Annotated in this window: 24 protein-coding genes; 16 read left to right on the forward strand and 8 right to left on the reverse strand. The window is 47.0% G+C overall.

The features are described from left to right. Nucleotides 1-26 precede the first annotated feature (26 nt). Genes B8987_RS09625 through B8987_RS09655 form a run of 7 tightly spaced genes read left to right on the forward strand, consistent with a single transcriptional unit; the run spans nt 27 to nt 7,740 of the window. Entirely contained in the window at nt 27-1,016 is a 990-nt protein-coding gene (locus B8987_RS09625; RefSeq protein WP_084661367.1) for an ABC transporter permease, read from the forward strand. Continuing rightward, entirely contained in the window at nt 1,013-1,915 is a 903-nt protein-coding gene (locus B8987_RS09630; protein ID WP_028963284.1) for an ABC transporter permease, read from the forward strand. The genes B8987_RS09625 and B8987_RS09630 overlap by 4 nt, the downstream gene beginning before the upstream one ends. Nucleotides 1,916-1,934: 19 nt before the next feature. Then, nucleotides 1,935-2,924, forward strand: coding sequence for an ABC transporter ATP-binding protein (locus tag B8987_RS09635; protein ID WP_084661368.1), 990 nt, complete (start codon nt 1,935-1,937; stop codon nt 2,922-2,924). Then, entirely contained in the window at nt 2,917-3,888 is a 972-nt protein-coding gene (locus tag B8987_RS09640; protein WP_084661369.1) for an ABC transporter ATP-binding protein, read from the forward strand. Before B8987_RS09635 ends, B8987_RS09640 begins: the two co-directional genes overlap by 8 nt. 49 nt (nt 3,889-3,937) lie before the next feature. Then, the gene (locus B8987_RS09645; protein WP_084661370.1) at nt 3,938-4,969 is read left to right on the forward strand and encodes a LacI family DNA-binding transcriptional regulator; all 1,032 of its coding nucleotides are present in this window, start codon (nt 3,938-3,940) and stop codon (nt 4,967-4,969) included. Between the two features lie 6 nt (nt 4,970-4,975). Then, a complete protein-coding gene (locus B8987_RS09650; RefSeq protein ID WP_084661371.1) occupies nt 4,976-6,340 on the forward strand; it encodes a GH1 family beta-glucosidase in 1,365 nt (454 codons plus the stop codon). Between the two features lie 53 nt (nt 6,341-6,393). Next, nucleotides 6,394-7,740 carry a GH1 family beta-glucosidase gene (locus B8987_RS09655; protein WP_084661372.1) on the forward strand — a complete coding sequence of 449 codons (1,347 nt, stop codon included), beginning with the start codon at nt 6,394-6,396 and terminating at the stop codon, nt 7,738-7,740. A gap of 176 nt (nt 7,741-7,916) precedes the next feature. Here the strand turns inward: B8987_RS09655 and B8987_RS09660 are convergent, their stop codons facing one another. After that, a complete protein-coding gene (locus B8987_RS09660) occupies nt 7,917-8,261 on the reverse strand; it encodes a rhodanese-like domain-containing protein (RefSeq protein ID WP_084661373.1) in 345 nt (114 codons plus the stop codon). A gap of 219 nt (nt 8,262-8,480) precedes the next feature. Between B8987_RS09660 and B8987_RS09665 the strand changes: the two genes are divergently transcribed. The 9 genes from B8987_RS09665 to B8987_RS09700 all read left to right on the forward strand — a co-directional run bounded on the left by B8987_RS09665 (nt 8,481) and on the right by B8987_RS09700 (nt 15,167). Beyond that, nucleotides 8,481-8,861 (forward strand): zinc ribbon domain-containing protein, encoded by a 381-nt coding sequence (locus tag B8987_RS09665; protein ID WP_084661374.1) that lies wholly within the window; start codon nt 8,481-8,483, stop codon nt 8,859-8,861. Nucleotides 8,862-9,055: 194 nt separating this feature from the next. Then, nucleotides 9,056-11,008 carry a formate dehydrogenase subunit alpha gene (gene fdhF / locus B8987_RS09670; RefSeq protein ID WP_084661375.1) on the forward strand — a complete coding sequence of 651 codons (1,953 nt, stop codon included), beginning with the start codon at nt 9,056-9,058 and terminating at the stop codon, nt 11,006-11,008. 20 nt (nt 11,009-11,028) lie between these two features. Continuing rightward, a complete protein-coding gene (locus B8987_RS09675) occupies nt 11,029-11,478 on the forward strand; it encodes an NADH-quinone oxidoreductase subunit NuoE family protein (protein WP_176213213.1) in 450 nt (149 codons plus the stop codon). Beyond that, on the forward strand, nt 11,475-12,698 hold the full coding sequence (locus tag B8987_RS09680; protein WP_084661377.1) for a complex I 51 kDa subunit family protein: 1,224 nt from the start codon (nt 11,475-11,477) through the stop codon (nt 12,696-12,698). Before B8987_RS09675 ends, B8987_RS09680 begins: the two co-directional genes overlap by 4 nt. Nucleotides 12,699-12,727: 29 nt before the next feature. Further along, nucleotides 12,728-13,561, forward strand: coding sequence for a 2Fe-2S iron-sulfur cluster-binding protein (locus B8987_RS09685; protein WP_020375933.1), 834 nt, complete (start codon nt 12,728-12,730; stop codon nt 13,559-13,561). Between the two features lie 309 nt (nt 13,562-13,870). Then, nucleotides 13,871-14,134 (forward strand): hypothetical protein, encoded by a 264-nt coding sequence (locus B8987_RS19635; protein ID WP_176213116.1) that lies wholly within the window; start codon nt 13,871-13,873, stop codon nt 14,132-14,134. After that, nucleotides 14,026-14,298 (forward strand): zinc ribbon domain-containing protein, encoded by a 273-nt coding sequence (locus B8987_RS20240; RefSeq protein ID WP_207651517.1) that lies wholly within the window; start codon nt 14,026-14,028, stop codon nt 14,296-14,298. The genes B8987_RS19635 and B8987_RS20240 overlap by 109 nt, the downstream gene beginning before the upstream one ends. A gap of 77 nt (nt 14,299-14,375) precedes the next feature. Beyond that, the gene (locus B8987_RS09695; RefSeq protein WP_084661378.1) at nt 14,376-14,807 is read left to right on the forward strand and encodes an amidohydrolase family protein; all 432 of its coding nucleotides are present in this window, start codon (nt 14,376-14,378) and stop codon (nt 14,805-14,807) included. Nucleotides 14,808-14,822: 15 nt separating this feature from the next. Continuing rightward, nucleotides 14,823-15,167, forward strand: coding sequence for an amidohydrolase family protein (locus tag B8987_RS09700; RefSeq protein ID WP_084661379.1), 345 nt, complete (start codon nt 14,823-14,825; stop codon nt 15,165-15,167). Nucleotides 15,168-15,307: 140 nt separating this feature from the next. Here the strand turns inward: B8987_RS09700 and B8987_RS09705 are convergent, their stop codons facing one another. From B8987_RS09705 to B8987_RS09735, 7 genes are all read right to left on the reverse strand, one after another. Next, nucleotides 15,308-16,012, reverse strand: coding sequence for an ABC transporter ATP-binding protein (locus B8987_RS09705; RefSeq protein ID WP_076006493.1), 705 nt, complete (start codon nt 16,010-16,012; stop codon nt 15,308-15,310). A 45-nt stretch (nt 16,013-16,057) separates the two neighbouring features. After that, nucleotides 16,058-16,771 (reverse strand): ABC transporter ATP-binding protein, encoded by a 714-nt coding sequence (locus tag B8987_RS09710; protein ID WP_084661380.1) that lies wholly within the window; start codon nt 16,769-16,771, stop codon nt 16,058-16,060. Then, entirely contained in the window at nt 16,761-17,717 is a 957-nt protein-coding gene (locus B8987_RS09715) for a branched-chain amino acid ABC transporter permease (RefSeq protein ID WP_084661381.1), read from the reverse strand. The genes B8987_RS09710 and B8987_RS09715 overlap by 11 nt, the downstream gene beginning before the upstream one ends. After that, nucleotides 17,710-18,585, reverse strand: a complete 876-nt coding sequence (locus B8987_RS09720) for a branched-chain amino acid ABC transporter permease (RefSeq protein ID WP_084661382.1) — start codon at nt 18,583-18,585, stop codon at nt 17,710-17,712. Before B8987_RS09720 ends, B8987_RS09715 begins: the two co-directional genes overlap by 8 nt. Before the next feature lie 83 nt (nt 18,586-18,668). Beyond that, nucleotides 18,669-19,904 (reverse strand): ABC transporter substrate-binding protein, encoded by a 1,236-nt coding sequence (locus B8987_RS09725; protein ID WP_084661383.1) that lies wholly within the window; start codon nt 19,902-19,904, stop codon nt 18,669-18,671. Between the two features lie 280 nt (nt 19,905-20,184). Beyond that, nucleotides 20,185-21,315, reverse strand: a complete 1,131-nt coding sequence (locus B8987_RS09730; RefSeq protein ID WP_423242304.1) for a trans-sulfuration enzyme family protein — start codon at nt 21,313-21,315, stop codon at nt 20,185-20,187. A gap of 93 nt (nt 21,316-21,408) precedes the next feature. Next, nucleotides 21,409-22,842 (reverse strand): aminotransferase-like domain-containing protein, encoded by a 1,434-nt coding sequence (locus tag B8987_RS09735; protein WP_084661385.1) that lies wholly within the window; start codon nt 22,840-22,842, stop codon nt 21,409-21,411. Nucleotides 22,843-23,393: the final 551 nt, after the last annotated feature.

Raw genomic sequence — 23,393 nt, forward strand, 5'->3', positions numbered from 1 at the left:
AGGAGGCTGAATTTAGGAGGGATAGTATGCGGCACCTTATACAGCGGGTAGGCTTTCTATTGGTATCGATATGGGCTGCGGTAACGATTAATTTTGTGTTACCGCGGCTGATGCCGGGCAATCCTGCGGAAGTCTTGCTTGCCCGTTATCAAGGACGGCTTCAGCCACAAGCCCTGCATGCTTTGGAATTGCAATTTGGGCTAAGTCATAAACCTTTGTTAACTCAATATGTCGGTTATTTAGCTAATCTAGTACATGGACAAATGGGCCTTTCGATTTCTTATTACCCGACTCCTGTAACAAAAGTCATTGAAACGAGTCTTCCTTGGACGCTTGGATTGGCCGGAACATCGACCATCATTAGTGTCGTTGTCGGGACCTTGCTAGGCATTTATTCCTCATGGAAACGAGGATCATGGCTAGCCAGTGCTCTTCCTACAGCGACAACGTTTTTAGCAGCAATACCATACTTTTGGGTTGCATTGTTATTGTTATATGTTTTTGGGTTCGTTCTTGGATGGTTTCCGTTGGCACATTCCTATTCTCTTTCACTAACACCATCGTGGAACTGGGAATTTGTTTCTAATGTTATTTATCATTCGATATTGCCAGCAGTGACCATTGTTCTAACGTCGTTAGGAGGATGGTTGGTAGGCATGCGAAACAACATGATCAATACTCTTGGAGAGGATTATGTGGTGTTTGGGGAAGCTAAAGGACTTTCCAAGAGGCGTTTAATGTTAGTATATGCCGCACGCAATGCCATTTTACCCAATGTCACAGGATTTGCAATGGCACTAGGATTTGTTGTTAGTGGTGCCCTTTTGACGGAAATTGTATTTTCCTATCCCGGTGTGGGATTTCAATTGTTAACCGCAGTAGAGAACGAAGATTATCCATTAATGCAGGGAATTTTTCTCATTATCGCGATCGCCGTGTTATTAGCCAACTTCGCGGTGGAACTTCTTTATGCCCGTTTGGATCCAAGAGCACGACGAGAGGGGGTGTCGTCATGATTGCAACGACATCCCCAGACGGTCCAAGCATTCGCAGAGGTTCCAAAATCAGTACGATTACGCACAGTCTCGGCCGATTTTTTTCAGACCCTAAAGCACGTGTTGGAGGTGTAATATTTGCCGTCTTTATTTTGATGGCCATTTTTGCACCATGGTTGATTCGATATAATCCGCAAAGCACTCAATTCGCTCCATGGCAATCCCCCAATGCTAATCACTGGCTAGGAACCACTGGAACAGGCCAAGATGTTTATTCTCAAATTGTATGGGGTTCGCGAGCGACTTTGGCTATTGGTATCGGTGCGGGTTTTGTTTCGACGTTTATTGCAATTGTGATAGGAATGTTCGGCGGATTTTTAGGAGGATGGATCGATAACATTCTCGCGACATTTACCAATATTGTGCTTGTTATTCCGGGATTACCGTTATTGATTGTGATCACGGCTTATGCGAAGAATGCCGGATCCTTCACTATTGCCCTCATTATAGGTTTGACTGGATGGGCATGGGGAGCCAGGGTTCTTCGGTCTCAAGTCATGAGCATCGGTGGACGCGATTTCGTGACGGCAGCGCGGTTATCGGGGGCGTCAAGTTGGCGAATCGTGATGGTTGAAATTTTGCCAAATATGATGGCATTAGTTGCTGCCAATCTCATTTATGGCTCATTATATGCCATTTTGGCCGAAACAGGTCTCGAGTTTTTAGGACTCGGCAATGTATCGCAAATTACGTGGGGAACCATGCTTTATTGGGCTGATGCGGGGCAAGCGTTGTTAAATGGTGCGTGGTGGTGGTTTGTTCCTCCGGGACTGGCCATTGCGTTAGTCGGTGGCAGCTTTGGCCTTTTGAATTTTGCCGTAGACCAATATACAAATCCCCGTCTTCGTGGGAAGCACTAGATTGGAGGAGAGGCTACTTATGATTAACAGCCAGTCAGTGCTCGAAATTGACAATTTATCGGTTGCCTATCCGAGTTCACAGGGAGATGTCCTGGCGGTTCAAGATATATCCTTACGTTTGAATAAAGGGGAAATGGTTGGATTAGTTGGCGAATCCGGATCGGGAAAATCAACTTTGGCATTTGCCATTATGCGGCTGCTTAAAAATGGAGCTCATGTTGCTGGTGGTCAAGTTAGGGTAAACGGAATGGATATCTATCAGATGGACGATGAACAGCTGAGAAGATTCCGATGGAAAACCATTGCCATGGTATTTCAAAGCGCTATGAACGCGTTGAATCCGGTCTTAACAATCGGGGAACAAATTGTAGACACGATTACCAGTCATGAATCAGTGTCACATAAAGAGGCGTTCGATCGTGGTCAAGAATTGCTCAAAATGGTGCGGATTGATCCCTTACGCATGCGCAGTTATCCGCACGAATTATCAGGGGGAATGCGTCAGCGTGTCGTCATCGCTATTGCTTTGGCATTAAATCCCCAGGTGCTCATAATGGATGAACCGACAACGGCACTTGATGTTGTTGTACAAAAGACTATCTTGGATCAAATCATGGAACTAAAAGAACGCTTAGGATTTTCTGTCTTGTTTATTAGCCATGATTTTAGTCTCGTTATGGAAATGGTTTCAAGAATTTGTGTGATGTACGCTGGGCGATTGGTGGAGATTGCGGACAAAAATACGTTAATCACTAGAGATCACCATCATCCCTATACTCAGGGATTGATGCGAGCGGTTCCTCGATTAACCGCAGAGGATATTGAAATCTTAGGTATTCCTGGCAATCCTCACGATTTGCGTAATTTACCAGCTGGATGTGCTTATCATCCGCGTTGTGAATTTGCCAAACCTATTTGTCGTGTGGAACGTCCACGTACGATTGTGACGCCTCACCATGTTGTAGAGTGTCATCTGTTTGATGAGAATTCGGAGGTAGAGCATGGCTAATACGCAGTTTATTTCAGCCACAAACATCGTAGTGCGTTTTCCGGTGAATAAGCAGTGGACAAGAACATGGATCCGACCCGTGAATGGAGTATCTTTTTCTCTTGAGCGTGGTAAAGTGTTGAGTCTCGTTGGGGAATCAGGAAGCGGCAAGACCACTATCGGCAAGACACTGGTGAGAATTCTTACGCCCTATTCGGGGGATATTCGTTTTCAAGGCGAAAATGTCACGAACATTAGGGGCACGCGTCTGATACGTTATCGGGATCATGTACAAATGATTTTTCAAGATCCATTTGCTTCACTCAATCCCATGAGAACTGTTGAACAACATTTATTGTTTCCGGTCCGGCGCAAAACTGGTCAACGTGGCTCTCTCTTAATGGACCATATCAACCATCTGTTAGAAACTGTTGGGCTTATTCCAGCTGTCGATATCCGTAAGAAATATCCGTATGAACTTTCTGGAGGGCAACGTCAGCGAGTAGCTATTGCAAGAGCGTTAGCTACTCAACCTGAATTTTTAGTAGCTGATGAACCCGTGTCAATGCTTGATGTCTCCATTCGCGCAGGTATTTTGGAGCTACTGAAAAAACTTCGGGATCAACAACAATTGGCGTTTTTATACATCACGCATGATTTGGCATCTGCTCGATATATTGGGGACCAAATCATGGTAATGTATGGGGGAAAGGTGGTTGAGAAGGCGTCGGCGAAGGAACTCGTCTTTCACCCTGTTCATCCTTATACGCATTTGCTGCTTGAAGCAACACCCGGATCTGCTTTTAAAGGACCATTACCAGAAACTCAGATGGCCGCGCCGGATTTGTCTGAACAACGCCGGGGTTGTGTTTTCGCACCTCGCTGCCCTTATGTGATGGGGACGTGTCGAGAAGAAGAACCTAACCTACAAGAGGTTTCGCCTCAGCATTGGGCTGCCTGCCACTTGGTGAACACTGGAGCATAACGACAAGTATAAGCGAACTCATAATTGAAGGAACGGAGCTGTCCTGACGATGGCGACGATAAAAGATATTGCGCTCAAAGCTGGAGTATCAGTCTCATGTGTATCACGGGCAATTAACGGTTATTCCGATATTAGCGAAGAGACACGCAAAAAGGTTCTGCGGATTGTTGAGGAAATGCATTATTATCCTAAGGCATCTGCAAGACATTTGGTCACAAACCACACGCATACGATTGGTCTCGTTTTCGAGACGCACGATCAATCAGGATTTGGTCATCCATTCATTAGCAAAGTGCTCACGGCTTTTTCTCAAGAGATTGGTAAGCAGGGTTATGATTTATTGATGTTCACGAATAATCAGGTTCCCTTTGATACGTGGGGATTTGTTGAACGCGTTAAACATCGAGATGTCGATGGAGTGTTTTTGATTGGTCGACCGCCGGATCTGGATGCTCTTTTGGCGACGGAAGTGCCAGTGACGGGACTCGATTTTATGTTGACCGGAAAGACTGTTTCCTCAGTGATGTCTGATAACCGACGTGGTGTGCAAGAAATGGTTAGAACACTATATGACATGGGTTATCGGCGATTTGGATTTGCCTATGGTCCTTTAGATCTTCATCCTGCCATGGAGAGATTGCAAGGGTTTCATAGCGGATTGTGGGAAGTGGGAATTAATCCAAATCCGGATTGGATTGTCTATGGCAATTTTACATATGATGGAGGCAAACAAGCGGCGAGAGAGATTTTGAGATTGACAGAAAGACCTGACGTGATTCTATTTTCATCCGATCTCTCCGCCATTGGGGCGATGCAAATTTTTCAGGAATATGGAATGAAGATACCAGAAGACATCGGAGTGACGGGTTTTGATGATGTCGATGCTGCGACATTTGCCTATCCTTCTCTTACGACAGTCAGGCAAAATATGGATGAACTAGGGCGTGCCGCAGCGAAATTGCTCTTAAATCTCATGTCTGGCCATGCACCTTTGTCCCAACATTTAACAATTCCGACGGAAATTGTTTTGCGAAACAGCACGATTCCTAAACAAATATTGGATACAGGGAAGGACGGTTGATATTTTATGGCACTAACCAATAAACTGAGATATTTCCCCACAACATTTGCATGGGGCGTAGCAACAGCTGCTTACCAAATAGAAGGAGCTGCAACAATTGACGGGCGAGGATCTTCTATTTGGGATGAGTTTAGTCATACCCCAGGAAAAGTCTTAAGCGGAGATACTGGAGATATCGCTTGTGATCACTATCATAGGTATCCTGAAGATATTGCGTTAATGAACCATATTGGCGTAACGCACTACCGTTTTTCTGTATCTTGGCCACGTATTTTACCTGACGGCGATTCACATCACATCAACGCTAAAGGTCTAGCGTTTTATGATCGGCTTGTTGATACTTTATTAGATAATCAAATCATTCCCGCCATAACGTTATATCATTGGGACTTGCCGTCGGAATTGCAAATACAAGGCGGTTGGCTGAATAGTCGGACCTCAGATGTCTTTGCGGAATATGCCCAAATTATGGTGGCGGTCTTAGGTGACCGTGTCAAACAATGGATTACTCATAACGAACCTTGGTGTACTGCTGTACTGGGGCATTTAACTGGCGAACATGCGCCCGGAGTCACCAGTAAAGACGCGGCACTCACTGCGGCTCACCATGTTCTTTTATCGCATGGTAAAGCAATGATGGCGATGCGTTCTACGCGTAATGATTTGCAAATTGGAATAACCTTGAATTTAAGCCAAGTGTATCCTGATCAACCGTCGGTGGAAAGTATTCGAGCAGCATCTTTACAAGACGTGTTTAACAATCGTTGGTATCTAGATCCGTTATTCTTAGGTCATTATCCCGAAGAGCTAATCGATATCTTTGGAAAACAACCACAGTTTTTATCCCATGATATGGATCTTATAAAACAACCATTGGATTTTCTTGGTGTTAATTATTATTCAGCGCAAGTGGTAGCGCCTTCAGGGGATAACGAGTCGCCATGGCCAGTGCGTCATGTCACCCCAAAAGACCGTATCACAGCAATGGGATGGCCCGTCATACCCAAGGGGTTAACCGATTTGTTAATGCGTCTCCAACGTGACTATGGACCGATACCCTTGTTCATAACGGAAAATGGAGCGGCTTATCCTGATGAGATAGTCGATGGCAGAATTCACGATGTCGACCGAATTGAATATTTGTCCGATCATATTGAAGCCATTGCTGATGCGCTGGCACACGGCGTTGATGTAAGAGGATATTTTTTGTGGTCATTATTAGACAATTTCGAATGGGCTTTTGGATATTCCAAGCGATTTGGAATCGTCTATGTTGATTACACGACACTTGAACGAACGCTCAAAGACAGTGCCCAATGGTATGGAAGACTAATCCATGATGCGTTGTCTCTGCCCTTAAATCCTGTTTGAGTGGTGTTATTGATGCATTAACTCTTTCAATATTATAGAAAGGATCAAGAACTATGACATCATTAGTTAAGCGCTTTCCGCGACACTTTGCTTGGGGTGTTGCCACAGCTTCTTATCAAATTGAAGGGGCCGTGAATGAGGACGGACGAGGAGCCTCAATCTGGGATGTATTTTCCCACACCCCTGGCAAAATTCTTCATGGAGACACCGGAGATATTGCTTGTGATCACTATCACCGGATGCGTGAGGATGTCAATTTGATGAGCCAATTAGGCATTTCGAATTACCGGTTTTCCATCAGTTGGCCTAGGATTTTTCCGATGGGATACGGGCAGAAAAATAGTCGGGGCTTGGACTTTTATGACCAATTGACCGACCAGTTATTGCAGGAAAATATTGAGCCGTTAGTGACGTTATATCACTGGGATTTACCGCAAGCGCTTCAAGAAAAAGGTGGGTGGATAAACCGGGATACCGCTTTTTATTTTAGAGATTATGCGGTGACGGTGTTTGATAAATTAGGTGACCGCGTGCACAATTGGATTACCCATAATGAACCGTGGGTGACAACTGTAGCTGGTCATATTCAAGGACGGCATGCCCCGGGCCTCAAGCAACCGAATGTGGCTCGAAAAGTTGCCCATCACCTGCTGCTCTCTCATGGACTGGCTGTCGAATCGTACCGGGATATGGGTAAAGGGCGCATCGGTATTACTCTTAATCTTCATCCGGTTTACCCGGCGTCCTCTCGAGAGGAGGATCTTACCGCTCAACAACTGCATGATGCATTTCATAATACCTGGTTTTTGGATCCGGTTTTTACAGGAACCTATCCTGAGGAGCTCGATGAGATCTTGCCTTTTGACAACGATTTTATTGCGGAGGGCGATTTAAACCTGATTCAGCAGCCTCTAGACTTTTTAGGCGTGAATTACTACGCTCCGCACCGGGTTCGCTGGAATCCCGATGAAATATCTCATGCCTCTTTAGTGATATTGCCCGAAGAACCGATTACAAGCATGGGTTGGCCCGTTGACGCGAAAGGTTTAACGGACCTTCTGATACGAATCCATTACGATTATGGCCCTATTCCCATTATCATCACCGAAAATGGAGCAGCTTACGAAGATGTGGTTGAAGATGGACAGATTCATGACGCCTTGCGGCAACACTATTTAGAGATGCACTGGGATGCTCTAGCCAATAGCATTGAGCAAGGTGTGCCGGTGCACGGCTATTACGTGTGGTCTTTTTTGGATAATTTTGAATGGGCACTGGGATATTCGAAACGCTTCGGTATTGTGTATGTTGATTATCTTACGCAACAACGCATCGTCAAGGATAGCGGGTTAGCATATAGCCGATTTCTTCGTGAGTTTTACGAATATCATCACGTTTAAGAGTGAAGCCCAAATCCGGCTTCATCACAACCCTTGTGGCCTTGGAATGAAGCCGGATTTAGGCCGGTTCTAGCGTTTTCCTCCCGCATCATGATTTGTTCCCCAACGGTGCAGACTGTTCAACTCATTCTTTTTTCAGGAAATTAGGTAGCAAGACGTGAGAATATGTGCGCGGGTTAGTGGGTCATAGGTTTGCCTTCGCGTTTCCAACGGTCCATACCACCTTGAAGATGAGAAATGTTTGTATAACCCAGTTTAAAGGCCGTCGCCGCAGCCGCTTGACTTCTGTGGCCTGTCTTACAGATGAAAATCAAGGGCGTGTTTTGAGGCCACCGAGTGGCGATTATGCTTTCACGTCCTAGAGGAATAGGAATGGCACCTTGAATGTGGCCTGATTGAAATTCGTGCGGTGTGCGCACGTCAATAATGATTGTGTCAGGATCCGCTAAACGTGCTTCCAGATCATCGGGTGTTAAATCTACCAGGTTCTTGGGATGCCGAAATAGGTTCAATAGATTCACGGTTTCAATGCCCTTTCAGTTTGTTCTCACCTAATACGATAGGTACAGGGTTAATTAAGATTTTAAGCTTTATATCTGCACAATTGACGATAGGTTGCTGCGCAGTGGAATATTTTCAGAAAAATTCACCTCATTGTCTCTCGCCTTTTCTATGATCATGATCAACAATAGTACCAATAATATGCACTGCAACTTGAAGATTTATGAGAGGGGCGGTCGATGGTGCCCGACTGGAAAGCTCTGAAAGATAAAGCATTATCCGCTGTTAACAATGCGGCTCAAGAAATCGATTATCAACTGACGTTGACCAAGTTGCGAGCACAAGTAAAATCCGATCAAAATAGGTTGGCGGAAGCCTATCAAGACTTAGGTATAGCATGTTATGAACTTTTGATGCAAACGGGAAGTGTGAATAGACAAACCGATAAAGTTGCATCAATGTTCACCACCATTGCGCAGTGTGAAGAAACCCTCAAACAATCTCAAAAATCATTAGAAGACGCATTGTCAATCGAGAACAAAAACACATGTTCAGCCTGCGGTGCGGTAGTAAGTCAAACGGCTCGTTTTTGCGCGAATTGCGGCAATCCTCTTGCCTAAGTGCTGCAATTCATGTGGCGTTAAAAAATGGATCCGGTTCGCAATAAAAATATTGAAAATACTGAGTGTTATGTGAATGGTATGTTGTTAATAGCGATTTCGTATGACATTACATTATTAAAAGCAAGTGTCATGACAACTCATTCATAATGGGTTATTAGACTGTTATTTGGATACTGAGGAAGGTGATAAACATGGCCAGTGTTCCACGGCAATCATTAACGAGATTGACCACGCCTTTGATTCGTGTAAACGGACGTCTCGAACCTACCACCTGGGAAGAGGCTTTGAAGGTCGCCGCTAAGGGGTTTCAGCAAGTTAAATCGCAATATGGATCCAAAGGTCTTGGTGTGTTTAGCTGTTCGAAATCTACGAATGAGTTGAACTATCTCGCATCGAAATTTGCTCGCGTTGTATTCGGAACGAACAATGTGGATTCGTGTAACCGTACGTGACATGCTCCCTCCGTCGCGGGTCTCGCGACAGTATTTGGCAGTGGGGCGGGAACCAATTCCTATGATGAATTTCATCATACCGACTTTATTTTGTTGGTGGGCTCCAATGCCGCCGAAGCCCATCCAATTATTTTTCACCATGTGATGAAAGGCGTGCACAATGGTGCCACATTGGTAGTCGTGGATCCCAGACGTACATTGACGGCACAAAAGGCCCATACCCACTTGGCGATTGCTATTGGATCCGACATTGCCTTACTTAATGCCATGGCTCATGTCATTATTCGAGATGGTTTATGGGATCAGAATTTTGTCAAACGGGCGACCACAGGCTTTGAGGAGTTTGCTGCCAGTGTTGCCGCATGGACGCCAGAACGGGCATCGCTCATTACAGGCATAGCATCCGAAGAGATTGAACGCGTTGCCAGAGCCTATGCGAAGGCGGATCGCGCGATAATCGGTTGGACATTAGGGATTACCGAGCATCACAATGCGGTAGACAATGTGTTTGCGTTAATCAATCTCGCCTTACTCACAGGCCATGTGGGGCGGGAAGGATGCGGCTTGAATCCCCTACGCGGACAAAACAACGTCCAGGGGGGTGGAGACATGGGCGCCTTACCTGATAGGTTGCCGGGATTTCAAGACATTCGCGTGGATAGCATTCGTGCACGGTTTGAAAGCGCCTGGGGAGTCACGATTTCTGGAACTCCGGGATTTAATCAAACGCAGATGTTTGAAGCGATGGACCGCGGAGAACTCAAAGGTCTTTATGTCATTGGCGAAAATCCCGTAGATTCTGATGCCAATGGCAATCACGTGCGCCAGTTACTTCAGCAACTAGACATGTTGGTGGTTCAGGACATCTTTTTAACCGCGACAGCACAAATGGCCGATGTGGTGTTGCCAGCCAAGGCCTCGTTTGCGGAAAGTGACGGCACGTATACCAATAGCGAACGACGAGTACAGCGTGTCCGCAGTGCCCGTAAGGCGCCTGGAGATGCTCAAGATGATTTGTGGATTGTGACCCATTTAGCGAATGCCATGGGATATTCCTGGCCAGAGATGAGTGCCGAGCAAGTGTTCGATGAGATGCGTCAACTGGCCCCGAATTTTCACGGTATGACCTATGACCGCCTCACCCGGGAAAAAGGCATTCAGTGGCCATGTCCCGACGAGAATCATCCGGGAACCCGAACGCTTCACACGCGTTTGTGGGAAGAGAACATTGGAACTCCGGCTCCATTTACTCCCGTAGACTGGCAACCTCCTGTAGAAATGCCTACCGAGGATTTCCCCTTTTTGTTAACCACAGGCCGGCGTTTAGGATTCTTCAATACTGGAGTGCAATCGGAGATCTATCATCACCCTCACCCCGGAGAATGGATGGAAATTCATCCGGATGATGCGAAAGGGCTCGGGTTAACGGATCAAGACACCGTGCGTGTGACCTCCAGGCGGGGACAAGTCCTCGTACCCATTCGTATTAGTGAGACGGTACAACCTGGAACAGTCTTTATGACGTTTCACTTTCCCGATCTCGTCGACACCAATCAATTAACAATTGATGCGACCGATCCGCGTTCTGGTACCGCGGAATTTAAAGCCTGTGCGGTGCGTGTAGAACGGATCGATGCCAATGTCCCCAGACAAGAACCCAGAACCATGGTGAATGCAGAAATTCAGGATTGATGAAATCGAGGTGGCAGGTTATGAATGACCAAGAATTACCTGTGGCAATAAAGGTTGAACAACTCTTGGAGTCCATTCCCAAAACACGTGACCAGCTATTGCCGGCTTTATGGCGTGTTTATGATCATTTTCACTATTTAAATCCTGACATCATAGGGGAACTCTCACGCCAGATGGCAATTCCTTATGCGGAAGTCTATGGGGTCGCATCATTTTATGCACTGTTTTCCTGGGAACAGCCTGCTCGCGTTCCGGTACAAATTTGTCACGATGTGATTTGCCAATTGTATGGAGCGGAGGCCTTAAGTCAAAAGGTGGCGGCTGGGGTCGATCCACAAACGGTAAGGGTCACATCAACGTTGTGTTTAGGGCAGTGTGATCATGCGCCTGCAGCCTTGGTCGGCGATCACGTGATGCGAAAAGCTACTGTTGACAAAATTCAGTCTCAACTGGAAGGAGGGCAAGCATGATCTCGGTACGTAGGTTACTGCCGGATAATCCCAAAACGCCTCCTGTCAGTATAGAGCGCCTGAGAGAACGTGGATTTGATAATGCTTATGACCGCATATTGAAAGCCGATGTTGACCAGGTTATTGCGGAATTAGAGGCCAGTGGAATTACCGGGAGAGGGGGAGCCGCTTTCCCTACAGGCCGCAAATGGCGCAGCGTCAAAGAGGCCCCTGGTTCGATGAAGTATGCCATTATGAATGCTGATGAAAGTGAACTCGGGACTTTTAAAGATCGGATGCTGATTGAACAAGATCCTCTAGGCCCCTTAGTAGGACTGGTTTTGGCGGCTAAAACACTCGGAGCCACTCACGCTTATTGTTATATTCGGGGTGAGTACCGCGCAGAGGAAAAACAGTTAGCTGATGCTATCGAATTGCTGAAAAAATACGGGTGGATCGGCCCAGGAAGTGGCGTGGATATCGAAATTCGACGGGGGGCTGGGGCTTATGTGGCTGGAGAAGAAACGGCCCTCTTCAACAGCATTGAAGGAAAACGGCCGGAACCCCGGGTCAAGCCTCCATTTCCTACCGTTCATGGCGTCTTTGGCGCTCCCACTCTGATTCAAAATGTTGAAACATTGGCGAATGTGGCGCTTTTGTTCGCTCATGATGTGAACTGGTTTCGTGAAGTGGGAACTAAGCAAAATCCCGGAACCAAGTTGGTGGCTTTGAGTGGGCATATCAAAAATCCTGGCGTTTATGAAGTGCCATTTGGTACAGCTTTGTCTGACATTTTATTATCGTCCGAACTCGGTGGCGGGATAGGTGGAAGCGGGAAGCTGGGAGCTGTACTCATTGGGGGAGCTGCGGGAACCTTTTTGACCCCAGATGAAATTACGGAAACGACCTTGGATTATCCCTCATTAGCGCGTCATGGGGCGAGTATTGGCTCTGGTGCGATTATGGTTTTTGATGACACCGTCGATCTTCTTGGTGTTGTCGAGCGATTGGCGCACTTTTTTGCTGAAGAATCCTGCGGACAATGTGTGCCATGCCGGATCGGGACACACCGCATCAAGGAGTTTATCCGTCATCCACAACTTTTGGAAGAGGTAGAGAACATCCGCTCTTTAGGCATGGCCATGCGTGATGCGTCCATTTGTGGTTTAGGGCAGACGGCTCCCATGGCATTACTATCACTATTAGACCGGCCCCAACTTATTCATGCCCAAACCCTGTAATCCAGGTGGGGAAGGAGGAATCAACGTTTATGGCAGACACCGTTTCTATCGTGATTGATGGACAACCTGTAGAGGTTTTACCTGGCACGACCATACGTGCGGCCTGTGAACAGATTGGCAAACCCATTCCGACCTTGTGCTGGCATCCTAATCTGACACCCGCCAATGCTTGCCGCGCCTGTGTGGTGGAAGTCGAAGGTTCAAGGGCACTTGTAGCCTCCTGTTCACGACCCGTAGAGGATCAGATGAAGATTCACACGGATACCGAACGGGTCAGAAATGCACGCAAAACTGTGGCAGAATTACTCGCATCGGCAGTGGATATTGGGTTAGCCGCGGATGTACAAAACTTGATTGTGGAAACACAAGCGGATATCCACCGGTTTAACAATCCGGAGCAAGCGCATGTGGGGATCAAAGATGACAATGATTTGTATATCCGAGATCTCGATAAATGTATTTTATGTTACCGCTGCGTTAACACCTGTGGAACTGATGCCCAAAATACATTCGCCATTGCTGTCGCGGGACGAGGACTCCATGCTCATATCGACCCGGGCACGGATCGATGGCTTACCGATTCCGATTGTGTCTTTTGTGGAAATTGCGTTGCCGTTTGTCCTACGGGTGCCCTGATGGGCAAAAAGGAATGGCAACTTCGCCAAGAAGGACGATGGGATGAATCCCAAATTCACGTGACGGAGACGATTTGTACCTACTGTGGGGTCGGCTGTGATTTGGAATTACACGTGTTGGACAATGATATCGTCAAGGTCACATCGCCATTTGACCACCCAGTGACTCATGGGATGTTGTGTGTTAAAGGACGCTACGGTTATGATTTTGTCCAACAGGAAGAATGAGTCTCCTAGCGTGATACAACAATAGTCTTGAATAGGCTTGGTGCTGCGATACCGTAGCATCAAGTTTTGTTATTGTGGGGGAAGCTCGTAGACTTTGATGTAAAGGTTAAAGCAGTGTTGCAGTCAAGACCCGGGGATCCCCTTAATGTCATTCTGTTCCCGTCGTCACTAATTGCCAATGGTGTCTATTCATCTGCGTTGACACTTCTATGGATAAACAGGAATTTTGGGTGGATGGACCAACAGTTTTCTAGGGTAGTGGTCTATGATGGTCATAAAATGCTCATAAAAGACAAGGAGACTAGAGCGATGCCCGTGTTATACCGGGTTCATTTGATCGATAATCCCTCAGAATTGGTGAATATTCGGTGGAATGAAGAAGGCCAGATTACCCAGATTGAGCCGTATCAGCAAATGCCCGGGAACGTACCGTCATTGTGGGATAAAGATAGGGACCAAGGGATGTGGGACGGAGAAGGGGGTCTGGTACGTACAAGGCGAAACTGGCGGGTGTTCCCGTCGCGTTGGTCGATCCGCGCAATACCTCCCGCACCTGCCCCCAATGTGGATTGATTGATCCCCATAATCGTCCAACCCAAGCCTCTTTTCGGTGTATCGCGTGTGGCTTCGCTGGGCCTGCCGACACCATCGCTGCGGGCAACATTGCTCGTAGGGCGGCTGTCAACCCGCCGCACGCGGGGTCTCTACAAGAGATACCTGCAAGCTTCGCCCTTTAGGGCGGGGTCGTTGACATTATCCTGATTTGGTTCGGTTCAGTGGCATATTCAGTGCGATGATGGCCGCAAAAGAGTCCATGAAAGATAAAATTGACGTACAGTTGGTCTTAATGTGTCCCACTGAAATCGATCCGGCCTGGTCAAAATTCTTGTGTGAAATCCGCGATAACCTATCGGCCTTAGGGGGAGTGCCGTGGCTGGCTGCTCATCCGGTGAAAAATATCCAGTGGATTTTGGACCAAGCGACTCGATTAGGGTTAGGAGTAGACCTGCATATTGATGAAACGTTAGATTCCAAAGCCAAGACGCTACAGTGGTTAACGGATGAAGTGTTGCAGCGATCGTTTCCGAACCCGGTGGTTGCGAGCCATGTTGTTGCCATAGGAAACTACGATAATGCGATCCAACAGCGGGTGGCTCGTGCTGTTCAGGACGCAGGCATTCACATTGTCAGTTTGCCGCAAACCAATTGCTATCTCCAAGGGCGCGAGTCCCCATATCTCAAATGACGAGGCATAACGCCCATGAAATTGTGGAAGGACCTGGGGGTCAACGTGGCCTTGGCTTCTGATAATATTGACGATCCCTTTCATCCTTGGGGAAATGGGGATCTCTTGCAGGTGGCGTCCTTGGCTCTTTATGCTGCACAATTACAGCCGGATGATGAAATCGATGTATTACGGGCTATTTCTTATACTCCGCGTCGTTGGTTAAGTGCGGATAGGGATCCTCTTGCGCCCTTTCACCCAGCGGACTTGCTGGTTTTGCCTTTAGCCCAAGTCCATGCCGTGTTTACGCAAATGCCACAGGCCCGTGCCGTATTTAAACAAGGACGCCTGATTAGGCGTCGAGTGATCATTGTCGATTAGACACTACTATTGTGAGAACGGATACGAAATATGCCACCAAGAATGGAGCCCACATTCCCGCGATTAGAGAGGCATTGGGATCCCCAACATGGGGATCCCAATGCCAGCCAGTTACTATCTTCAGAGTGATCAGGATGATGTCAATTCAATCCAAAATAGGCGGCTTTAACATGGGCATCGGCATCTAGATCATTTGGGGTGCCGTGAAAACGTATTTGCCCATTATCTAAAACATAGACATCATCGGTTCCCTCTAAAAATTTAATGTTCTGTTCGGCAATGAGAAATGCTGGACCCGAAGAACGGTAAGTTTTGAGCATGCTAATCATTTCGTTCACCATGACCGGGGCAAGTCCGGAAGAGGGTTCATCCATCAATATCAGTTGCGGCTTGCCCATTAAGACCTTGGCAAATCCGAGAATTTTCCGTTGGCCACCACTGAGACTTCCCGCCGGATCTTTACGTTTTTCGTATAACAACGGCAGTTGTTCAAACAGTCTTTGCAGTTGCTGGCGGCGTTCCTGGCGACTTAAATAGTAGCCGCCGATGTTTAAGTTGTCTTCCACACTTAAACTGGCAATGACGCCGACTTCGGAGAGATAGGCAAGTCCTCCCTTGACGCGTTCACTCGGGGGCCACTCGGTGATGTCTTGGCCGGCGAACATGATGTGCCCGGATGAGGTGGGAATCAGGCCAATGAGACATTTTAACAGGGTCGTTTTGCCTGCACCATTGGCTCCTAAAAGAACCACTTGTTGTCCAGGTTCTACATCTAGATGAATGTCGTGTAACACATTCAAAGAGTGATAACCACAAGAAAGCGATGAGACCTGTAAAAGGGCCATTTTGCATCGACGCCTTTCTTTAGAAATGACAGGAACAGAACATCTTTACGTTCCCGTTCCCAAATAGACGGCGGCCACCGTGGGATCTTGAGCTGCTTGACTCAATGACCCTTGAAAAATTTCCTTGCCGGCATTCATGACAATGACGCGCTCCGTTAATTGATTAACAAATCCAAGGTGATGTTCAACAACAATTAAGGCGATGTTCTGTTGCGATAAATTCTTTAAATGATTGGCGACGGTTTCAAGTTCTTGATGATTGAGTCCGGCTGCCAGTTCATCGATTAAAAGCAATTTCGGTCCGGTCGCCAGTGCCCGCGCGAGATCTAATAATTTCTGCTGGCTGCTATTCAACTCAGACGCCAAGTGATCCCGGTACTGACTGAGATTGACGAATTCGAGTGCCTCGTCCGGAGCCATGACGGAATTTTTACCGTAATGATAGGCCAAATTCACATTCTCTTGCACCGTCAGAGACTTAAAAGGTTTGGGTATCTGAAAGGTTCGGTTAATCCCTAAACCCGATCGTTTATGCATGGGCAAGCGAGCGATATCAACCCCTTGAAAATGAATGGAGCCGTGATCGGGATAGTAAAGTCCCGAAATGACATTGATCAGCGTGGTTTTGCCCGAACCATTGGGTCCAACCAGTCCCAGAATTTCCCCGGGTTCCACAACTAGGCTAATGCCATCCAGAGCACGAAAACCCCCAAACTTCTTAGCAATATTGGTCACGGTCATTAAGGGTTTACGGGACATATTTTCCCCTCCGCTGAATTAACGATACGACGCCATCTGGTAAGAATAAGACTAAGGCTATAATGAGTAGTCCATAGATCAATTGAAAATATTGCGGTTCAGAAATTCCGATCGCGTTATATAACCCATAGAGGACGATAGAACCCAAAACAGGACCACTCACGGTGCCAGCACCTCCAAATAAGGTAAAGACAATCGCTAAAATACTAATATTCAAATCAAACACGGTGCTGGGGTAAAAGACAGACAAATGCCAACCGAATATGGCTCCCGTGAGTCCAGCGATTAAGGCGGAAAGTAACCAGACAACAGACCGTGACCTCACTACAGCGATCCCCGCCATCGCGGCACTAACCGGATCCTCGCGAATGGCCATGAGAGCACGGCCAAAGGGCGCATTGCGAATGACGATTAAGAGCACAGTGGTTAACACGAGAACCACGACCATGGCGATATACGAGGTGAGCGGATGATAACTTTGCGTAAGCGATTCCCCATAAGGACCACCAGTGAGGTGCATCAACTGTGAATTCGATACGACATTGCTGAGCACTTCTGATGCCGCTAAAGAACTTATCGCGAAATATGCGCCCGATAGACGCAAAAGCGGTGAAAAGATAACGGCGATGACGACGGATAAAAGGCCGCCCATCACCACGGCCAAGAGTCCCGGTAAATGCAGTAACTGGATACTCATGGCCATGCCATAAGCGCCAATACCAAAGAATCCGACATATCCAAATGGCAGATAACCGGTAAAGCCGTAGAGCAAGTTTACACCTTGCGCTAACGTCATGAAGGCCATCATTTGAAACAAAATGGCATGGTTGGCGTACACCAACGGCGAGAGAGAAAAACCGGCCAAGACTAATAACGGGATAAGGCTGTTTGCCCAAAGCCTCTTGGAGGTATGGGGTTTTAAATGGGCACGTGGCGCATTAAGCATGGCGTACCCCCTTACCTAATAAGCCTGAAGGCTTCACCAACACAATGATGAGTAATAGGAGATAAGGAACGAGGACCGACCATGATGATAAATAGGTTTGCATCAACATCAATGAAATTCCGTAAACAAGTCCACCTAGAACCGATCCCAAGGGGTTTCCTAAGGATCCGATAACGACAATGGCAAAGGCAATCGTCGTGAGCCCAAGTCCAGAGGTGGGGTCGAGACTTCCGATCATAAAGGGACTGAGGACTCCGGACATGGCAGCAAGGGCTATGCCTAAAGAGAAAATAATGGCCGATGTCCGCTTTACGGGCAATCCACTGGCCATCGCTTCGTCACGGTTGCCCATGACGGCGCGTACGGCTTGACCGGTACGCGTGTAGTACAAAAAGAGATAAGTGAGAGCAATCATCAAGAGACTAACGCCCGCGGTAATAACCCAAACAATTTGGTAGCTTTGTCCCAGAAAATGCCACGGTGCATTACCAAAGACCGATAAGGGCAACGAACGCGGATTATCGCCGAAACCAATGACCATCAACGCTTCGAGCACTTGGGACAAGCCGAAAAATAAAATTAATGACAGCATTTCGGGATCCCGGGAACTCGTCAGCCTGGGAATAATCGGGAAAAACAAGGTAAGACCGAAAACAAAAAACAGCAGCAGCGCAACCACCAAGCTCACAACCGGATTAAGATGCAATGACGAATAAAGAACCACGGCCAGATAGCCTCCCAATACTACGAAATCCCCATGGGCTAAATTGACCATTTGCATGACGCCGAAAATCAGATTAAGTCCTAAAGCCATAAATCCAAAAAATAGGCCAAATAGGATTCCGGAAATGAGACTATAAGTGAACATAAAATCCTCCTACTAAGGGTTCCTGCAATCTTGAATAAACGGCATATGGCAGGTTGATGGGTTGATTGCAGGAACCCTTTCCATTAAGAATTGGGGGATGTCACAAACTTAACCGATACCTGTCCTTGGGACGTGGTGGTGATTTTGCCGACGGGCAAAGTTTCTCCAACCTGAGCCCCTTCGGAATTAATCTTAAAAGTGCCGTCCAATGTGGTCAGCGAACCCGAAAAGTGGCTGACCGCATGTCGTAGCGACAATTGGTTGAGGCTGTTGGCTGTTTCTAGTGTTTTTTGAATGATAAGCCCCGTGTTATAGCCAGCAATGCTTAAAAAGTTTGCGCTTTGACCCGTTTGCTGTTTATAAGCCGATTCGAATTGGGCGGTATTGAGTCCATAATTGACATGCGAAAAAGATAGAAGCGGAGGCGCCGGATACGTATAGACGTTGTTGATTGAGCTCGGGCCATTGCTCGTCAGGAACAGTTGCGGTAACTGACCCGGGAATATGGTGAACACCATCTTAAAATGATCGCCGCTGGCCTTGAGTGCCTGAAGGAAGGCGATATCGTTGTTGGGATAGCCTAGCTCAATGACCGCTTGAGGGTGGGTGTTAGCCATATTATTTAACAGGACCGAATAACTGGATGTGCTGGTTGGAACCCCATTGTTATACACGGGAGTAATATTGGCAGCTTTCAATTTGCTTACCAATGTTTGATCTTGCGATTGGTCAAAATCGTTCGTCGCATAGACAATAGCGATGCGCGAATAGCCTTTCTTGATTAAATATTGCGCCAATGAATCAGGCCATAAACCTGAGGTCGGCAAGGAGGTTAAGACAATATAGGGATTAGACGGGGTGAAAAAGGAAGCGCCCGTGCCTGTTTGATCAAAAAGCAACATTTTATTTTCTTCGGCAATCGGGACAGCCACTGAGGTGAGCACGGAACCAAAGTCCGCGACGAGAACGTTGACGTGATTGACAGAGATTAATTGGGAATAAAGAGTTGTTGCGGTCGTCGGAGAGCTTTGATCATTATACGCGACGATTTTCACAGGAACCTTTTTGTTCAGCGCTTTAACGAAGACCCCGCCACTTTTGTCAACCTGTGAAGCCCAAAATTTTAACCCATTATATTCGGGCATGGACGAGGTAGCAAATGGTCCAGATTCCGCATACAGCGTGCCGATAGTAATATCTTTAATGTTTTGAGAACTCGGTGCAGATGTGGGTGAACTGCTGCTGCCACATCCGGCCAATGAGGCGGAGAGCAAAGCGGCCGAGATACCCAAGACGGCAGTGCTTTTTCGGCTAATCATCGTGTGTGCCTCCTATTTTATGAATCGACAGACAAGATGATAATACTGCAAAATGAGTGACTTGATTCGATAAGACAATATTGAAAAATTATTCAGTACTTTATGTGAATAGTTATATCGATAGTACATGAAGTATGAAGAAACGACAATTTATGACAATTAAATCTCGGTCCCGTGATGACCGAGATTTAACAGTTATGATTCGTCTTCTTTAAAATTGATCATTCGGTGAACCCATAATGCATGATACGCCCACTGAGAGAAATTGAGACGAACGCCTTTAACCTTCCAAAGCTTGCTGAAAATCAGCGAGGAGATCATTAAGACTTTCGATACCCATGGACACTCTCAACAGATCGTCCGTAATACCTTGTTGACGGCGTTCTTCTTCTGTGAGACTGGCATGGGACATCGTGGCCGGATGGCTAACGATGGTTTCTACACCGCCCAAACTCACAGCATATAAGGCATAATGAAGACGGTTAACAAAGGCCTTCCAATAATTGGGATCTTGAAAACGTAGGGAAAATACACAGCCCGGTCCCAGCGCCTGGGAATGGTGAAGAGCAGTGCCGTCATGACCGGGCAATCCGGGGTAATACACGTGCGCGATTTGGGGTTGGCTTTTTAGCCATCGGGTAAGATATTGAGCATTTTGTTGAGCACGATCCATGCGTACCCCTAATGTTTTAATCCCGCGGATAACGAGCCAACTGTCCTCGGGCCCTAATATCCCTCCCCAATCTTTTTGGATTTGGGCAAGCCTGTCGCCAAGTTGATTGTCCTTGACGACTACGAGTCCAGCTACCACATCACTATGGCCACCCAAGAATTTGGTAGCGGAGTGAATAACAATGTCGCATCCGAGTGTTAAGGGTCTTTGCAAGTACGGAGACATAAAGGTATTATCGGCAATCGTTAAAAGCCTGTGATGTTGCGCGATATGAACAATGCCGCGAATATCAGTAATTTTCATGAGAGGATTGGACGGGGTTTCAATATACAATGCCCGGGTGCGGGGTGTTAGGGCGTTTTCAACGGCGGTTAAGTTTGTCATGTCGACAAAACTCGCTGAAAGACCGAATCGTTCCACCATCGTTGTCATCAGATGATAAGTGCCGCCATAAAGATCGTAGGGCAAAATGATATGATCGCCTTGACCCAGTAACGTGAATACGGCGGCAATGGCTGCCATTCCTGAAGCAAAGGCGAAACCGCGGACGCCTTCTTCTAATTCCGCAATCGTATCTTCCAAGGCTTGACGCGTGGGGTTGCCGATGCGGCTATATGTCCAGCGTACAGGCGTATCCGCCAAATCCTGATGATATGTTGAACTGTGATAGACAGGGATGCTGCTGGCCCCGGTGTATTTGTCCATCAGCGCGGGATTGTGAATAAGTTTCGTTAGCATGTCCACGGACAATTCCTCCTTTAACTCTTAGGGTGCACTTTACGAGTTAAAGGCAATCACAACAAGAACCATGTTGTGACAAATGGTCTGTTCTCAAAGACCAAAGGAACCAGGAGTGTCTGTATAGGCCTTGACGAGTCGAGAGAGCCGAGCCAGGCCAGTGTGAATGGCCATAGGATTTGCCGTGCTGACACAAAGCCTTATCCAATGACGAAATTGATCATCCGTGCCAAAGGCCAGTCCCGGGGCGAAGAGGACATCGCGTTTGGCCGCGTATTGATGAAAGGCGAGGGCACTGAGGGAGCGAGGGAGTTCGGCAAAGACATAAAAACCATTATGAGGATTGCCCCAAATCGGGAAGCCTAGCTGCGGTAAAAGCTGTTTGGCAGTCTGGATGCGTTCTGCATAAACCTTGCGCACGGCTTGGATATATTGATCAATATTGCCGCTTCTCAACCAGCCTTCCACGAGTAATTGACTCACCGTCCCAGTATGTAAATCCCCTAGTTGTTTAATTTGGGTCAGTTGGTAAATGAGATCTGGAGGCCCGGCAATTAATCCAACGCGTAGACCGGGAGCTAAAATTTTGGAGAAGGTGTTGATATAAATCACATGTTCTTCCGCGCCCTTGTAGGCTCTCAGAGGCAATGAATGCCCCGGAGCTAAAAAACCATAGGCATCATCTTCAATGATGGGTACATGATAGGAGATAGCGAGATCTAATAGAGCTTGTCGGGTCGCTTCACTCATGCTCACACTCGTCGGATTTTGATAATAGGGTTGCAAGTAAATCAGGCGGGTATCATGACGTGATAGGGCGTCTTTCATTTGTGCCGGATTCACGCCTTCGGTTCCCACGTCAATACCAATGATTTGCGCGCCGTGAGCCCGAAATATTTGCAGTGCCCCAGCAAAAGTGGGGGACTCGGTTATGACGATATCGCCGGGTCGTATCCACAAACTACTTAATAAATCCAGTGCTTGTAGCGATCCGGATGTGATGAGAAGATGGTCTGGCGAAAGATGAAGATTGCGTCGTCCTAAAAATTCTTCGGCAATGGCTTCTCTTACGCGGTCGATACCCGCGGTCGGTGAATACGAAAAAACTTCACGGGTTCGCTGTGTAAAGAGTTCGCGAATGACGCTTTCGAGTTCAAAGATCGGTAACAGTGAGGCATCGGGCATGCCGATTTCAAAATTAAAGCGGGCTTGACTGGTCGCTGCCGACATTAAATCGCTTAAGAAACTGGATACTGGCTTCGTTTGGGCTTGATTCCATTGGGTCAACGAGGAGCGTGCAATAGCGGTAGGCCACTGCGGAACATTGATGACTTGAGGAGGTGAAAAGGCATCCCATTTAATATAACCCATTGTTTCGAGCTCTTCCCACGCACGTCGAATTGTTGATCGACTAACCTGATACTGCTGAGCCATTTGCCTTTCGGACGATAGGGTGTCTCCAATGCGCCAAACACCGTTTTCAATGTCTAAGCGAATTTTTTCGGCAACTTTTTGAAATGCTCGCATGCACTTCCCCCCTCCTTCAAAAAATGAACGGATCGCGGATTAAGATGATGGGCTGGGATCAGATCGGGCTGTCATTTTGAGGAGATAGTTCGCGTTTTTTAGACAAAAATCCTGCTGTACCGATGCACGCATCTCGAAATGATGACTTACAAATAACACCATTGTACACCGTTGGATAAAATGGAACATTTTCTCGTTGTTCCCGTATTGTAAGATTCTTTTAATCTGGTGCTTGGGCTTAATGTGTACAGCCGCGGTAGTTTATCCCAGCGAATGTCGGAACCCAGTCAAGCAAAATCGGTGATTTCTGCCGTAACCAGTAGAAAAGTCCCAGTCAAAGACCAACATTGTTGACTGTATTGTTGGCTGTATTGTTGCCTGAATGATGAAATCTGCTTACTAAAACATATGAAGAAGTCTAAAAGGCTTGGCTCTATCCAGGCACGAAATACTGTCAGGAATGATAGACTAAAAGAAAACAGAAAAGTGATGGAGCACGTACGGTATGATGGAGCAATACATGTAAGAAATCATTGACTGACGTGTCGGCA

The sequence above is a fragment of the Sulfobacillus thermosulfidooxidans DSM 9293 genome (assembly GCF_900176145.1).
In the GTDB taxonomy this organism is placed as follows: Bacteria; Bacillota; Sulfobacillia; order Sulfobacillales; family Sulfobacillaceae; genus Sulfobacillus; species Sulfobacillus thermosulfidooxidans.

Excerpts from the sequence above, each read along its gene's own strand:
- B8987_RS09625 (WP_084661367.1), top strand. The coding sequence starts at position 27 with ATGCGGCACCTTATACAGCGGGTAGGCTTTCTATTGGTATCGATATGG.
- B8987_RS09630 (WP_028963284.1), top strand. The coding sequence starts at position 1,013 with ATGATTGCAACGACATCCCCAGACGGTCCAAGCATTCGCAGAGGTTCC.
- B8987_RS09635 (WP_084661368.1), top strand. The coding sequence starts at position 1,935 with ATGATTAACAGCCAGTCAGTGCTCGAAATTGACAATTTATCGGTTGCC.
- B8987_RS09640 (WP_084661369.1), top strand. The coding sequence starts at position 2,917 with ATGGCTAATACGCAGTTTATTTCAGCCACAAACATCGTAGTGCGTTTT.
- B8987_RS09645 (WP_084661370.1), top strand. The coding sequence starts at position 3,938 with ATGGCGACGATAAAAGATATTGCGCTCAAAGCTGGAGTATCAGTCTCA.
- B8987_RS09650 (WP_084661371.1), top strand. The coding sequence starts at position 4,976 with ATGGCACTAACCAATAAACTGAGATATTTCCCCACAACATTTGCATGG.
- B8987_RS09655 (WP_084661372.1), top strand. The coding sequence starts at position 6,394 with ATGACATCATTAGTTAAGCGCTTTCCGCGACACTTTGCTTGGGGTGTT.
- B8987_RS09665 (WP_084661374.1), top strand. The coding sequence starts at position 8,481 with ATGGTGCCCGACTGGAAAGCTCTGAAAGATAAAGCATTATCCGCTGTT.
- B8987_RS09675 (WP_176213213.1), top strand. The coding sequence starts at position 11,029 with ATGAATGACCAAGAATTACCTGTGGCAATAAAGGTTGAACAACTCTTG.
- B8987_RS09680 (WP_084661377.1), top strand. The coding sequence starts at position 11,475 with ATGATCTCGGTACGTAGGTTACTGCCGGATAATCCCAAAACGCCTCCT.
- B8987_RS09685 (WP_020375933.1), top strand. The coding sequence starts at position 12,728 with ATGGCAGACACCGTTTCTATCGTGATTGATGGACAACCTGTAGAGGTT.
- B8987_RS19635 (WP_176213116.1), top strand. The coding sequence starts at position 13,871 with ATGCCCGTGTTATACCGGGTTCATTTGATCGATAATCCCTCAGAATTG.
- B8987_RS09695 (WP_084661378.1), top strand. The coding sequence starts at position 14,376 with ATGAAAGATAAAATTGACGTACAGTTGGTCTTAATGTGTCCCACTGAA.
- B8987_RS09700 (WP_084661379.1), top strand. The coding sequence starts at position 14,823 with ATGAAATTGTGGAAGGACCTGGGGGTCAACGTGGCCTTGGCTTCTGAT.
- B8987_RS09705 (WP_076006493.1), bottom strand. The coding sequence starts at position 16,012 with ATGGCCCTTTTACAGGTCTCATCGCTTTCTTGTGGTTATCACTCTTTG.
- B8987_RS09710 (WP_084661380.1), bottom strand. The coding sequence starts at position 16,771 with ATGTCCCGTAAACCCTTAATGACCGTGACCAATATTGCTAAGAAGTTT.
- B8987_RS09715 (WP_084661381.1), bottom strand. The coding sequence starts at position 17,717 with ATGCTTAATGCGCCACGTGCCCATTTAAAACCCCATACCTCCAAGAGG.
- B8987_RS09720 (WP_084661382.1), bottom strand. The coding sequence starts at position 18,585 with ATGTTCACTTATAGTCTCATTTCCGGAATCCTATTTGGCCTATTTTTT.
- B8987_RS09725 (WP_084661383.1), bottom strand. The coding sequence starts at position 19,904 with ATGATTAGCCGAAAAAGCACTGCCGTCTTGGGTATCTCGGCCGCTTTG.
- B8987_RS09730 (WP_423242304.1), bottom strand. The coding sequence starts at position 21,315 with ATGCTAACGAAACTTATTCACAATCCCGCGCTGATGGACAAATACACC.
- B8987_RS09735 (WP_084661385.1), bottom strand. The coding sequence starts at position 22,842 with ATGCGAGCATTTCAAAAAGTTGCCGAAAAAATTCGCTTAGACATTGAA.